The sequence below is a fragment of the Kitasatospora sp. NPDC003701 genome (assembly GCF_053587085.1).
In genome coordinates this window covers 1-12,195 of sequence record NZ_JBSFNM010000118.1, presented here as the reverse complement: position 1 = coordinate 12,195, position 12,195 = coordinate 1, and the positions used below count along the sequence as shown (strand labels likewise).

Here is a 12,195-nt window from a genome sequence, read left to right as displayed (position 1 = left end):
GCCTCGGTGCTGTCCGAGCTCGTCGAGGACGGCGTGCTGGCCGGTATCCACTTCGAGGGCCCGTTCATCTCGCACAACCGCTGCGGCGCCCACCGGCCCGACCTGCTGCGCGACCCGGACCCGGCGCTGGTCCGCAGGCTGGTCGACGCCGCCCGCGGCCGGGCGAGGATGGTCACCCTGGCGCCCGAGTTGCCCGGCGGCCTGGAGTCCGTGCGGATGCTCGCCGACCTCGGCGTGATCGCGGCCGTCGGCCACACCGACTCGGGCTACGCCAAGACGCTGGAGGCGATCGAGGCCGGTGCCACCGTCGCCACCCACCTGTTCAACGCCATGCCCGGCATCGCCCACCGCGCCCCCGGCCCGATCGTGGCGCTGCTGGAGGACGAGCGGGTCACCGTCGAGCTGATCAACGACGGCGTCCACCTGCACCCGTCCGTCCTGGACCTCGCCTACGGCACCGCCGGCGCCTCCCGGGTCGCCCTGATCACCGACGCCATGGGTGCCGCCGGCATGGGCGACGGCCGCTACCCGCTCGGCCCGCTCCAGGTCGAGGTCAGGGACGGCGTCGCGATGCTCACCGACGGCAGCTCCATCGCCGGCTCCACCCTCACCCTGGACGTCGCGTTCAAGCGCTCGGTCACCGTCAACCGCCTCACCCTGAGCCAGGCCGTCGAGTCGCTCTCGGCGGTCCCCGCCCGTCTGTTGGGCCTGTTCGACTCGACCGGCTCGCTGGAGCGGGGCAAGAACGCCGATCTCGTCGTCCTCGACTCCGAGAGCTACGATCTGGTCGCCGTGATGCGCCGCGGCGAGTGGATCACCGGCAGGGAGAGGTTCGACGTGGTCGGGCGTCCCTGAGCCGGGCCCGCCCGGCGCCGGTGCCGCGGCCGCCCGTCCTGGGGGGCGGGCGGCCGAAGCGCGTGCGCCGGGACGGGGTTCCCGGGGCGGGCGCGGCGGACGGCACGCCCCGCCCCGGTCAGGGAGGGGCGTGCCGAAGGGTGGGCCGGTGCCGGTCGTGCGGGTCAGACCGCGACGGTCCGGCGGCCGAACTGCTGGTTGGTGCCGGTGTTGCAGGTCCACTGCGCGAGCGCGGCGCCGTCGCCGGTGGCCTGGTTCATGACGTCCAGGCACTTGCCGCTGTGCCGGGCGATCAGCCGGATGTGGCCGGATCCGTCGGCGACGTCCTGGACCTGCCACTGCTGGGACCGGGCGGCGGAGCAGGTGTTCTGGACCAGCCGGGCCCCGTCGGCGCTCGACCCGCCTTCGACGTCCAGGCACATGCCGCTGTGCCTGGCCATGACCTGCACGTACCCGGTGCCGAGATCCTTGAGGGAGAAGTTCTGGTTGGCCCCGTTGCCGCAGGTCCACTGGAGGAGCCGGGCGGACACGGCGAAGGAGTAGGCGCCGACGTCGACGCACTTCCCGCTCTGCCGGCCGACCAGTTGCTGCCAGGTGGCGTTCATGGGCGCCACCGAACCCGCGGCCGCGTCCACCGTGATCTGCGGTGAGTAGCCCATGGTCATCGTGGTGTCGGTGGGGAACTCCAGCGGGAGCCACACGTACTGCGAGTCGTTGACCGTGCCGCCCGTGGCGTTGCCCCAACGGTCGCCCAGGTAGAGGTAGTCGGTGCCCGCGCTGCCCTCGACGGGCAGGACGAAGGTGGTCTGGCTGGCGTAGGTGATCCCGTCGCCGACGTCCTGCAGACCGCTCCAGGAGCCGGTGATGCCGGCAGCCGTGCCGTACATCTGCTGGTTGGGGGCCCAGCCGGTCGCGGCGGAGGTCAGCAGGAAGTACACGCCGTTGCGCTTGAACATCGCCGGGGCCTCCCGGGACTGGCCGTTCCACAGGCTCTGCACCTGGGCGTCGATCCCGGTGTAGTCGGCGGTGAGGCGGTAGACGTGCAGGTCCTGGTTCTCGTTGGCGGCGGAGATCATGTACCCGGTGCCGTCGTCGTCGACGAAGGTGGTGATGTCCCGGGACATCTCGCCCAGCGGGCGGAAGCTGCCGCGCCAGGAGTAGTCGCCGTCGACCGTGCCGGAGACCGCGACGGCCGCGCGGGCCTGGCTGTAGTCGGTGGCGCTGCCCTCCTTGTGCATCCACATGACGAACTGACGGGTGGTGGCGTTGTACATGACCTTGGGCCGCTCGATGTTCGCGCCGGCCAGCTCGGGATCGGTCGCCTGGGTCAGCACGTTGTTGCGGAACTCCCAGTTCTTCAGGTCCGTCGAGCGGTACGCGGAGACGTAGCGGAACGAGTTGTCGGCGTTGCGGTTCTCGCCGAACCAGTAGTAGTACTGGCCGACCTTGATGACACCGCCGCCGTGGGCGTGCAGCGGATTGCCCGCGGTGTCCGCGAACCGGGTGCCGTTGGTGACCGTCAAGGGTGCCGCCTCGGCCTGCCCGACTCCCTGGACCAGGGAGACGCACAGGGCCAGGACGGCAGCGCCGACGGCCGTGCGAAAGCGCAGCATGTCGATCCGTGCCCTTCGTTGGCCGATGCGCCCACACGTCCCCGCAGGGCACGGCGACGGCGTGGACCGAGGGGGATCGGCCGTACGTCACGTAGCCGCGCCGGCCTGCCGCCCCGCGTTCGGGCGGACTGGGGAGAGCGGCCGTGAGCGCATCAATGGGTGGGGGTCGCCCGACGGCCGGTGTCAGCGCGTCCGTCGCTGTGTTCACGCAAACAATCGGGGTGGTGGAGAGTTTTGAAGCGATGTTCGGTTGTGTCAAGCGTTCTGTCTGTATCCCCGAGGGGCGGCCCTGACGGACACGGAACCATCACCTCAGGAACACACTTCAACTACCTTTCCCGGTAGGCCGGTTGAAGCATCCGTCGATTCCGTGCAGTGGGGTCCGGCTGCTCCCTCATGTCTGTTTGTTTGTGTTTATTTACGTTCTGATGAGTAGCTGGCAGGATGAGCGGCATGACCTACTCCGCCGCGGACGACCGCTACGCCTCGATGACCTACCGCCGGGCCGGCCGCAGTGGCGTCCGGCTGCCCGCCGTCTCGCTCGGCCTGTGGCACAACTTCGGTGACGCCCAACCGCTGGAGGTGCAGCGGGCGGTGCTGCGCCGGGCTTTCGACCGGGGTGTCACGCACTTCGACCTGGCGAACAACTACGGCCCGCCGTACGGGAGTGCGGAGCGCAACTTCGGTTACCTGTTCGCGCAGGACTTCAAGCCGTACCGGGACGAGTTGTTCATCGCGAGCAAGGCGGGCTACGACATGTGGCCGGGCCCGTACGGCGACGGCGGCAGCCGCAAGTACCTGCTGGCCAGCCTGGACCAGTCGCTGGAGCGGATGGGCCTCGACTACGTGGACGTCTTCTACTCGCACCGCCACGACCCCGACACCCCGTTGGAGGAGACGATGGGCGCGCTGGACGCGGCGGTGCGCTCGGGGAGGGCCCTGTACGCGGGGATCTCCAACTACCCGGCGGAGCAGCACCGGGAGGCCGTGGCGATCCTGCGCGAGCTGGGCACGCCGGTGCTGCTGAACCAGGCGCGCTACTCGATCCTCGACCGCGGTCCGGAGGAGGGCCTGCTGGACGCGGTGGGCGAGACCCGGACCGGCCTGATCGCCTTTTCCCCGCTCGCCCAGGGGCTGCTGACGGACCGCTACCTCTCGGGCGAGGTGCCGGAGGGCTCGCGGATGTCGGTCGGGCGCTTCCTCAAGGAGGAGGCGCTGACCGGGGAGAAGCTGGAGCAGCTGCGGGCGCTGGGCAAGGTGGCCGAGCGGCGCGGCCAGACCCTCGCCCAGCTGGCGCTCTCCTGGGTGCTGCGCGACCGCCGGGTGGTGTCGGTGATCATCGGCGCCAGCAGCACCGCCCAGCTCGACCAGAACCTCGACGCGCTGGCCGGTGCCCCCCTGACGGCGGAGGAGCTGGCGGAGATCGACCTGCTCAGTCGCTGACAGCTCGGCTCGCGGGCCGTCCCACGCCGACAGGCCTTCGCCGACAGCCTTTCCGGAGGTGCCCCTCTCCGCCGCTCCCGCCACGGTCCTGACGGCCCGCCACGAGGACCCTGCGGAGGATCAGTCCGCCAGGACTTCCCTGCGCAGCCGGCGGGCCCGCAGGACGAGGTCGTCGGCGTGGTGCGCGCCCGCGCCGCTGTCGGGCACCACGCGTGGCCGCCGCTCGTCCACCTCGACCTCCCAGTCGTCGTCGAGCAGCGCGGCGACCGTCGAGGGCCAGACGTAGTCGGCCGGGTCGAAGCCGCCGTCGTTCGCCCGGTGGTCGTCCGCCAGCGCATGGTGGACGAGCAGCAGCACTCCGCCGGGCGCGACGGCCGCGAGAAGCGCCCGCTCGGCGGCGGCGTCGGGGGTGCGGAGCAGGGCCGGGTACTGGGCGGAGACCAGGTCGAAGGACGCGGGCGGGAGCATCGCCTCCGCCAGTCCCGCGTGCACCCAGCGAACGGTGACGCCGGCGTTCCGGGCGTGCCCGGCCGCCCGCTCCAGCGCCACGCCCGACACCTCGAGCGCGGTCACGTCCCACCCGCCGCGCGCGAGCCAGACGGCGTCCGCGCCCTCGCCGCAGCCGACGTCGAGCACCCGCCCCGGGGCGAGTCCGGCGGCCTCGGCCACGAGCGCGCCGTTCGGCCGGCCGCTCCACAGGTGCTGCCGGTCGGCGTACCGGCTGTCCCACTCCGCCCGTACCACGGGGTCGCCGAGGAAGTCGTCCGTGGGCGGGGGAGCGTCGGCCCCGGGGTGTCCTGCTGCCATGTTCTCGGTCACCGGACCACCGTCGCCCGGAGGACGCCGGTCGGGCCAGTCCTGTTGCCGATTCGGCAACAGGACGTCCAGGGGGAGGCGTGGCTCGACCTGATCACTTCTCGGTGGACCGGTCGCGCTCGGCGCCTCCTCGCCCGCCCCGGCGGGCTCAGTCGGTCGTGACCGGCAGGAGGCCGCGCTCGGCGAAGACCTTCTTGGCGACGAAGGTGGCGTTGAGGGCCTTGGGGAAGCCGCAGTAGCCGGCGGAGTGCAGCAGAGCCTCGACGATCTCCCCCGGGGTGAGGCCGACATTGAGGGAGGCGTTGATGTGGACGTCCAGCTGGGGCTCGCAGCCGCCGAGTGCGGTGAGCATGCCCAGGGTCACCAACTGGCGGTCGCGCGGCGCGAGTTCGGGGCGCTGGTAGATCTCGCCGAAGCCCCAGGCGACGATCTGGTGGCCGAGTTCGGGGCTGATGTCGGCCAGTGAGTCGACGACCCGCTGCCCGGCCTCGCCGTCGATGCGGGTCAGCACCTCAAGGCCGCGGTCGTAGCGGTCCTGGCGGGTCTCGGCGGTGTTCGGGGTGCTGCTCATGGAGTCGCTCCGTTTCGGGTGGCGCGTAGCGCCCTCTCGTGGTGTCCGGTTCTGGCATGACCGTAGAACGTGGAGTGCACTCGAACTCAAGCCCGACATGCGGGCCGTGCCGCCGAGGGTGGCGACATCCTCGTGCTCTCCGTCGCGCGGGGGTGAGCACGGCACGCCGACCCTCGACCTCGACCGGGTCCGCCCGAGTCGCGCCGCCCGTCCGCCCGTGCGGTCGGTCGGGCGCTCGGTCGGTCAACCCTCCGCGCGGGCCGACCGGGCCGGCCACACCGCGCGCGGGCCGAGTACCCCCGCGCCGAGGGCGATGACCCGGGCACGCAGGCCCCGGTCCGCGGTGACGACCCGACAGTCCCGCAGCGGCCGGGCGGCCAGGGCCTCCTCGACCAGCCCGACGATCCGGTCGTCGCCGGACCCGGGCGCGGCGACGACCCGGACCTCGGGCAGCTCGGCCACCCCTCGGGCGGCGCCTTCCACCACCAGGACCACCTCCACCGGACCGGCACCCACCCCGCCCCGGTCCGCCGGTCCGTGCCGTGCCACGGCGACCAGGGCGTCACGCAGTCGCTCGGCCGCACCCCGGCGGTCCCGCCACCAGCCGTCGGGCACCGAGCCCACCACATTGGCGCCGTCCACCACCAGCAACGGCACCGACCCGTCCGCCCCGCCCGCATCACGCTCGCCCATGGCCCGCAAGCCTGCCACGCGCTGCCCGCGCCCGCCGCCCCGAGCGGCGCCGGGCGCGGGGACCGGCGTCGCCCCTGATGTGAGGAACGGGGTGACCGGCAGGCCCGATCGGTCGTCCGGGAAGCGAAGCGCGCGAGCGGCGTGCCGACGGCTGGTGAACGCCCCCGGCCCGAGGCGCCCCGTTCGGGGGCGTCCGGGCGAGGTGCGGGCCGGCCGGCCGGGTGGTGCTACTTGAGGACGAGCAGGGCCGCCAGCGCGGGGCCGAGCGCGCCGCCGAGCTGGTAGCAGAGGACGAACAGGCCGATGGCGGTGGGGCGGTGGTGCTCGGGCGCGCTCCTGGCGGCGTGCAGGGACAGGACGGCGTTGCTGCCGGCCGAGACGAACACGGCCGCCGTGGCGGTGCACAGGAGGAGCACCGGCCAGGTGGCGAGGGCCGCGGTGAGCGGGGCGAGGACGGCGAGGGTGATCAGGAGGGCGAGGACCGCGCGGTGGCCGAGGCGCACCGAGGCCGCGGCGAGGAGCCAGGACAGCGCCGAGCCGATGAGCAGGGCGATGAGCTGGCCGGTGCCGATGAGGTCCGTGCTCCACGACGTCCGCTGCTGGATCAGCCGCGGCAGGCTGAACAGGAGGGTGAAGTACGAGGTCGAGAAGGCGCAGGCGAGCAGCGCGGATCCGAGGAAGGCGCGTGAGCGCAGCAGGACGGTCGGAACGAACCCGTCGGGCCGGCGCCGCACGTGGACCGCGAGGAGGGCGGCGGTGGCGAGGGCGGCGCAGGCGGCCGCGAGCGGTGCGGTGGGCAGGAGGACGAGAGCCGAGGCCAGCGCCACCACCAGCCCGGCCCCCGTGGCGTCGAAGGCGGCGCCGGCGGGCTGCGCGGGGCGGGCGTGACGCCAGACGGCGGGTATCGCGAGCAGCGCGAGGGTGGACAGCGCGAGGGCCGGCCGCCAGGAGACCGCGTCCGCGATCCGTGAGCCGAGCAGCGGCGCGGAGGCGCCGAGGACGCCGAACCCCGCGGTGATGACGCCCATCCGCCGGGCCGAACCGGCCAGGTTCATCGCCACCGCCACGAGCCCCGCGCCGCCGCCCGCCTGGACGGCCCGCCCGACGAGCATCAGGGGGAGCCACGGGGAGGTGGTGAGCAGCGCGGTGCCGGCCAGGACGGCCGCCCCGCTCACGACGAGGGTCGGCCGTAGTCCGCGCTGCCGGATCAGCGCCGCGAACAGCGGTGTGCCGATGGTCATCGCCCAGGCGAAGACGGTGACCAGCCAGGTCGCGGTCGTGGTGGAGACCCCGAGCGAGCGGGCCATGTCGGGCAGGATCAGGACGGGCGCGTTGGCGCCCATGGCGATGGGCGTGGCGAGCAGGGCCAGCCAGAGGGCGGCCGGCGGCCGGCCGGACCGCGCACCGTCGGTGCGGCGTGCTGCGGTGCGGGCGGTGGCGGCGGTGGTCGGAGCAACTGCGGACATGGCGACTCCCTGCGCGGAGGTGAGGATCCCGGGCCGACCCGGGGACGGGGCGGGGCTGCGGCGGGCCGGGTCAGACGGTGGTGACGACCTGGTCGTAGGCGAGGCGCGGGGAGCGCGGGAACCACGCGTTCTCACCGGGCCGGCCGATGGTGACGACCATCAGCGGGGTGTGGTCGTCGTCGAGGAACTCCTTCCGGATGCCGTCGAAGTCCATGCCGGTCATCGGGCCCGCGGCCAGGCCGGCGGCGCGGACGCCGACGATGAAGTACGCGGCCTGCAGCGTGGCGTTCAGCAGGGCGGACTCCTCGCGGACCGGGCGCTCGGCGAAGTGGTGGTCACGGGCCTGCGGGTAGTGGGGGAGCAGCTGGGGCAGCTCCTCCTGGAACTCGTTGTCCGCGGAGAGGATCGCGACGAGCGGGGCGGCGGCGGTCTTGGCCCGGTTGCCCTCGGCCATGTGGTCCACCAGGCGCGCGCGGGCCTCGGGGGAGCGGACCAGGGTGATCCGCAGCGGGGACTGGTTGAAGGCGGTGGGGCCGTACTTGACCAGGTCGTAGACGGCCCGGACCTGCTCGTCGGTCACCTGCTCGGCGGTGAAGGAGTTGGCGGTGCGGGCCTCGCGGAACAGCAGGTCCTGGGCGGCGGCGGTGAGGGCGAGGGGGTGTGCGGACATGGCGTGCGCTCCGTTCGTTCAAGACTGAGAGTTTCAACGTTGAGATAAAACCATCCGCGATCTTTCAACGTCAAGTCTTTTAAGGTTGAGATATCCTTCGGGGGTGACACGGCAACGGCCCGAGGGAGAAGCGATGAGCGGCGGCGACAGCGACGCGGTGGACGAGATCGTCGAGCAGTGGGTGACGGAGCGCCCCGATCTGACCGACCGGCTGTGGCCGGTGCAGGTGCTCGCCCGGCTCCAGCGCCTCGGCACGGCGATCGACAAGGAGCTCAAGGCCTTCGCCGCCGAACGGGGCCTGGAGCTGGGCGAGTTCGACGTCCTCGCCACCCTGCAGCGATCGGGCCCGCCCTACGAGCTGACGGCGGGAGCCTTCCGCAAGGCGGCCATGGTGACCTCCGGCGCCATCACCAACCGCATCGACCGGATGGAGGCGAAGGGCCTGGTCGAGCGGGTGCGGGGAGCCGAGGACCGGCGCTCGGTGAAGATCAGGCTCACCGAGGAGGGCGTGGCGGTGACCCGCGCGTACATGGCCGACCACCTTGCCCACGAGGCCCGCATGCTGGAGCTGTTCGAGCGTGCGGAGTGCGAGGAGCTCGCCGGCATGCTGCGCCGGCTGCTCGTCTCCTTCGGGGACACCACCGTCACGTGAGGCCCGGGGGTTCCCGGTGGTGGCCGCTCGGCCCCGGCCGGCGCCGGGTCCGCGGCCCCGGCGGCCCCGCCGGCCGGACGCCTCGTGTGGCCCCGGTCACCTGTGCGGCACCTCACACCGGCCCTCGACGGCGGTCCCGATAGCCGGTCTGACCTGGTGGTTCTCCTGCCTACGAGCCGTCGCCCGACCGGCCGGAAGGGTGCGGGCTGACGGTCCGCAGGTTGCGAAGGACGTACCGCTTCGCACAGGCTCCCCCCTCGACGGGCTCTCCTCCGCTCCTGCCGCGGACGGGGCCCGTGGGTCTCGAGGGGGGCAGGAAAGGTACTGCCACAGCAATGACAACCCTGCGAAACAACGCTCGACACCGCCGGGCCGCGCCGGCGCCCTGGAAGCGCCTGACCGTCGCCGCGCTCGCGGCCGCGGCCGTGACCACCGGCACCGCCACCTGGGCGGCGCAGTCCGAGGCGGCCACCAGCCCGGTCACCGTCGACTCGCTCGACATCACGCCCGGCTCGCCCGCGCCGAACGCCGCCGTCACCGCGACCGCCAAGGTGCACGCGAGCAAGCGGCTCAAGCTGCAGAGCCTCACCATCGCCGTGCGCTCGGCGAGCGGTGCCAACTACGACTTCCCCGGGGCCGCCGCCGCCACGCTGGACACCCGGCAGACCACCCTCACCCCCAAGAGCCGGACGTTCCCGGCCGGCTCGTACACCTACTTCGTCGCCTACAAGGCCTCGGACGGCTGGCACAACCTGACGCCGGTCCGCACGTTCACGTCCGGCGGGGCCGCGGTGACCCCGTCACCCACGCCGACCCCGTCGCCCACGGCCACGGCCACCGCCACCCCCACCGCCACGCCGTCGCCGACTGCCAAGCCGACCGCGACCCCGTCGCCGACCGCCACGCCGATTGCCACGCCGACCGCCCCCGCCTCGGGCAGCGGCCCGCTGGGCATCGCGGGCAGCTGGCGCCCGGTGTTCGCGGACGAGTTCAACGGCAGCAGCGTCGACAGTGCCAAGTGGACGCCCAACTGGTTCGGCTGCCAGACCTGCACCACGCAGCCGGTCAACCCCGACATCGAGCTCGCGGCCTACGCCCCCTCGCAGTCCACCGTCGGCGGCGGCTCGCTGCACCTGAACATCGCCCAGCAACCGACCACGGTCAACGGCAAGACCTACCCGTACCGCTCCGGCATGCTGTCCTCCAACGGCAAGGCGGAGTTCACCTACGGCGCCTTCGAGGCGCGGATCCACCTGCCCGCCGCCGGCTCGCAGATCGCCAACTGGCCCGCGTTCTGGACGGACGGTCACAACTGGCCGGCCGACGGCGAGATGGACGTCATGGAGGGTCTGGGCGGCCAGGCCTGCTACCACTACCACTCGCCGTCCGGCGGCCCGGGCGGCTGCGCCACCGGCGACTACAGCGGCTGGCACACCTACGGCGCCGAGTGGAAGCCGGGTTCGGTGACCTACTACTACGACGGGAAGCAGGTCGGGCAGATCACCACCGGCATCAGCTCGTCGCCGCAGTACCTGATCCTGAACAACGCCGTCTGGTCCGGCGGCGGCCCCTCGGCGGTGCCGGCCGACATGCAGGTCGACTACGTGCGGGTCTGGCAGCACTGACCGGCCCCTGACGGACGGTCATCGGGCCGACGAGGCCGCACGCAAGGGCTGTGGCCCGACCCTGCCGGGGGTCGGGCCACAGCCCTCTTCCGGCCGAGCAGCGGATCCGCCGCTCCGCACGGGGGTGACGAAGGGCAGGGCCGCGTCGTCAGCGGGCGTCGGCCCGCCGTGGGTCCGCCGTGGGTCCGGCGGCTGGTCATCGGGCCGGTCGGGCCGGTCGGGCGTGGAGTGCCGGGGCGCCGGCGGGTCGGCTGCCCGTTCGGCTGCCCCTTCGGTCCGTGTTTCGTGGCGGTGTCTTCCGCTGTGCGGGGGGTGTTTGACAGCATCGGCCGCTCATCGCGTGACGGATCGTCCACGACCGCCGTCCCGTCCGACGGAGGACCATGTGACCAGCCCCGACCGTTCCGCGGCCAGCGGCGACCACCGGCCGGCCCGGTGGGTGCGGACGAGGTTGCGCACGGCCCCCTGGGCGGCGCTGCTCACCGCCGGGCTCGCCCTGGTGCTGGTGTTCCTGGCGGCGGGGTTCCCGAGGGTCCTGGATCGTGGCGCGGACGCGGCGCTGCGTGACTTCCTGCACGACCGGGGGCCGTTGGAGACGAGCCTGCTGAGCACCGCCGCGCCCCGCGACGACCGGGGCGAGACCGTGGCGGACCTGGAGTCGGTGGCGGGTGAGCTGCTGGCCCGGACGGGTGCGGGCTTCTCGGTGGTGCCCTCGGGGCCGGTGTTCGGCGCCGAGGCGGTCCGGCGTCGTCCGTTGGTCACCGAGGGTCTGGACCGGCCGGACGGGAAGTCCCCGCCCACGTTGCACCTGCTCTACCTGCACGGCATCAGCGAGTACACGACCCTGGTGGCGGGCGCCTGGCCGGCCGGGAGTGTCGCTCCCGGTGACCCGATTCCGATCGCGGTCTCCCTCGCGGCGGCGGAGACGATCAAGATCCGTCTCGGGGACGTCCTCGGGGACGACTCCGTGCCGTCGCAGCGGGTGCGGGTGACCGGCCTCTACACCGTCACCGACCAGGCCGATCCGTTCTGGGCCGACCTGCCGTGCACCGGCCGGGCCTGCCTGGAACGTTCCCTCAACGACCCGAACATCCGGAACTGGCACACCGCCGGGGTGGTCGGGGGCGACGACCTGAGCGCCCTCGCCGTCTGGGGGCACCAGGCGCGTGACTTCTGGCGGCTGCCGGTGGACGTCGACGCGCTGCGGGCGGACCGGCTGGCGGAGGTCCGGCGGGGCGTTGCCACGTTCATGACCGGGCCGGCCGCGACCGGGCTGGTCGCCGCGACCGGGCGCACGGATCTGGCGACGACGTCCCGGCTGCCCGGTCACCTCGACCGGGCGGTGGTGCGTCAGGCCGCTGTCGCGCCGCTGGCCCTGATCGGTCCGGCGGCTGTCGCCGGGGTCGCGGGCGTGGTTCTGGCGCTGGCCACCGCGCTCACCCTGCAACGGCGCGGGGCGGAGCTCCGACTGCTCCGGGCCCGGGGTGCTTCCGGCACCGGCGTGCTGATCCGGCTGGGCGGGGAGAGCGCGGTGGCGGTGCTGCCGGCGGCGGTGGCGGCCACCGCGCTGGCGCTGTGGCTGTGGCCCACCCCGCGCTGGACGGCGGCGGTGACGGCCGCCCTGGTCACCACCCTGTTCGCGTTGCTCGCGGCCCCCGTCCGGGCCGCGCTGCCGCCGGGCCACCGCTTCGGCGGGAGACCTGCCGGTAGGTGGTGAGGAAGCGGCCGATCCGGTTGATCGCCGTCTCCAGGTCGTCGGCCCGGGGGAGGGTGACGAAGCGGAAGTGGTCC

11 protein-coding genes are annotated in these 12,195 nt (G+C 73.3%); 5 read left to right on the top strand and 6 right to left on the bottom strand.

Features of this window, described 5'->3' with window-relative positions:
* The coding region (locus tag ACWDRR_RS43205; protein ID WP_449777828.1) for an N-acetylglucosamine-6-phosphate deacetylase at nucleotides 1-855 on the top strand (855 nt) is incomplete at its 5' end.
* A 164-nt stretch (nucleotides 856-1,019) separates the two neighbouring features.
* Here the strand turns inward: ACWDRR_RS43205 and ACWDRR_RS43200 are convergent.
* Nucleotides 1,020-2,468, bottom strand: a complete 1,449-nt coding sequence (locus tag ACWDRR_RS43200) for an RICIN domain-containing protein (protein ID WP_449777827.1) — start codon at nucleotides 2,466-2,468, stop codon at nucleotides 1,020-1,022.
* Nucleotides 2,469-2,921: 453 nt separating this feature from the next.
* Between ACWDRR_RS43200 and ACWDRR_RS43195 the strand changes: the two genes are divergently transcribed.
* Nucleotides 2,922-3,911 carry an aldo/keto reductase gene (locus ACWDRR_RS43195; protein WP_449777826.1) on the top strand — a complete coding sequence of 330 codons (990 nt, stop codon included), beginning with the start codon at nucleotides 2,922-2,924 and terminating at the stop codon, nucleotides 3,909-3,911.
* 120 nt (nucleotides 3,912-4,031) lie between these two features.
* Here ACWDRR_RS43195 and ACWDRR_RS43190 read toward each other — a convergent pair whose 3' ends face one another.
* The 5 genes from ACWDRR_RS43190 to ACWDRR_RS43170 form a co-directional block, all read right to left on the bottom strand.
* Nucleotides 4,032-4,730, bottom strand: a complete 699-nt coding sequence (locus ACWDRR_RS43190) for a class I SAM-dependent methyltransferase (RefSeq protein WP_449777825.1) — start codon at nucleotides 4,728-4,730, stop codon at nucleotides 4,032-4,034.
* 145 nt (nucleotides 4,731-4,875) lie between these two features.
* Nucleotides 4,876-5,298, bottom strand: coding sequence for a carboxymuconolactone decarboxylase family protein (locus tag ACWDRR_RS43185; RefSeq protein WP_449777824.1), 423 nt, complete (start codon nucleotides 5,296-5,298; stop codon nucleotides 4,876-4,878).
* 243 nt (nucleotides 5,299-5,541) lie between these two features.
* Nucleotides 5,542-5,991: an NTP pyrophosphohydrolase gene (locus tag ACWDRR_RS43180; protein WP_449777823.1), complete on the bottom strand. Its 450-nt coding sequence runs from the start codon at nucleotides 5,989-5,991 to the stop codon at nucleotides 5,542-5,544.
* Between the two features lie 227 nt (nucleotides 5,992-6,218).
* Complete coding sequence (locus tag ACWDRR_RS43175; protein WP_449777822.1) at nucleotides 6,219-7,457, bottom strand: MFS transporter; 1,239 nt, start codon at nucleotides 7,455-7,457, stop codon at nucleotides 6,219-6,221.
* A 70-nt stretch (nucleotides 7,458-7,527) separates the two neighbouring features.
* On the bottom strand, nucleotides 7,528-8,127 hold the full coding sequence (locus ACWDRR_RS43170; protein WP_449777821.1) for a malonic semialdehyde reductase: 600 nt from the start codon (nucleotides 8,125-8,127) through the stop codon (nucleotides 7,528-7,530).
* Between the two features lie 133 nt (nucleotides 8,128-8,260).
* Here ACWDRR_RS43170 and ACWDRR_RS43165 point away from each other — a divergent pair, with 133 nt between their 5' ends.
* The 3 genes from ACWDRR_RS43165 to ACWDRR_RS43155 all read left to right on the top strand — a co-directional run bounded on the left by ACWDRR_RS43165 (nucleotide 8,261) and on the right by ACWDRR_RS43155 (nucleotide 12,121).
* Entirely contained in the window at nucleotides 8,261-8,779 is a 519-nt protein-coding gene (locus ACWDRR_RS43165; protein WP_449777820.1) for a MarR family winged helix-turn-helix transcriptional regulator, read from the top strand.
* 335 nt (nucleotides 8,780-9,114) lie between these two features.
* Nucleotides 9,115-10,404 (top strand): glycoside hydrolase family 16 protein, encoded by a 1,290-nt coding sequence (locus ACWDRR_RS43160; protein WP_449777819.1) that lies wholly within the window; start codon nucleotides 9,115-9,117, stop codon nucleotides 10,402-10,404.
* A 385-nt stretch (nucleotides 10,405-10,789) separates the two neighbouring features.
* Nucleotides 10,790-12,121 (top strand): hypothetical protein, encoded by a 1,332-nt coding sequence (locus ACWDRR_RS43155; protein ID WP_449777818.1) that lies wholly within the window; start codon nucleotides 10,790-10,792, stop codon nucleotides 12,119-12,121.
* Nucleotides 12,122-12,195 lie beyond the last annotated feature (74 nt).